This window comes from Nguyenibacter vanlangensis, assembly GCF_013376155.1.
Taxonomy (GTDB): Bacteria; Pseudomonadota; Alphaproteobacteria; order Acetobacterales; family Acetobacteraceae; genus Gluconacetobacter; species Gluconacetobacter vanlangensis.
In genome coordinates, this window is sequence record NZ_JABXXP010000829.1 from 1 (window position 1) to 1145 (window position 1145).

The 1145-nt window shown below is 63.6% G+C and carries 2 protein-coding genes; both read left to right on the plus strand.

Going from position 1 to position 1145, the window contains the following annotated elements:
• A partial coding sequence (locus HUK84_RS19430; protein ID WP_218064476.1) for a hypothetical protein occupies positions 1-329 on the plus strand: 329 nt, incomplete at its 5' end.
• 280 nt (positions 330-609) lie between these two features.
• Positions 610-1145, plus strand: a 536-nt coding sequence (locus tag HUK84_RS19435) for a LysR family transcriptional regulator (protein WP_176641676.1), incomplete at its 3' end; no start/stop codon positions are given.

The following is a 1145-nucleotide window of genomic DNA, read 5'->3' on the forward strand; positions in this document are numbered from 1 at the left end:
CCGAGCCGGGAGCCGAACCGGGAGCCGGCGTGGAGGCCGGCTGGGCGGCATGGGCGGCGGACAGGGCGGCGGGAAGCGGGCTGAGCGTGAAGAGGAACAGCGATCCTCCGGCCAGCAGGCGGCGGGAACTTGTCGGAATCGTCTTGCGGGCCGGAGACATCGTCAGAAATCGCATCATTCAGCTTTCAGCAGTTTCAACCATCGTCATGCAGGCAATCATTGCCGCCGCAAATATTCGTACCAAAATGTTCACCGCCAATGTTCGCTTGAACATCGGGCGGCATGGACATCCCAGCGATGCGGGGATTGCGGCAAAACGCCGGAATTAAATGACCAGGATGCCCCGGCATACCGGGAATGTGGCCGCAGGGACAAAGTATAGCCGTTTCATATGCTCGGGTTTATCGGATATCGGTATGAAACAGAATGTAGCGCCCTCGCTTTATTTCCAAAAGTTCCATTGCGTTGCCGAAATGCCACAATCTGATCGACGGACCGTACGCCCGAACCTGCGCGACGAATTCTTAGCCATACGTAATGATTCGCAGAAGTTGCCTTTGTTGCCGGATTGGTGACAAAAAGGCACCAGTATCTGGATGTGGAGTCCCCATGGCGGATCGGCGCGTCTTTCCCCCGTTTGCCCCGTTGCGGGCGTTTGAGGCATTCGGACGGACGCGCGGCATCAGGCGGGCGGCGGAGTTTCTGTCGGTCGATCATGCGGTGGTCAGCCGGCATCTGCGCGCGCTGGAGCAATGGACCGGGGTGCCGCTGCTGGACCGCACGCAGGGCACGCTGACCGAGGCGGGCAAGGCCTATCACGAGCGGATCGCCGCCGCGCTGGACGAGATTGCCCAGGCGACCCAGGCGCTGCGCAGCGGCGATGCGCCGCAATTGTCGGTGTGGTGCGTGCCGGGCTTCGCCTTTCACTGGCTGGTGCGGCGGCTGGGGACGTTTCGCGCCGAGCATCCGGGGATCGACCTGGTGCTGCGGCCGAGCGACGCGCGCGTGTCCTTCTGGTCGGATGGGGTGGATGCCGATATCCGCTATCGCCTGGACGGGGCCGCGGATGACGCGCCGCCGGGGATCAGGCGGGCCGAGCTGGCGCGGCCGCCGGTCTTTCCGGTCGCCAGTCCGGAATTCCTGCG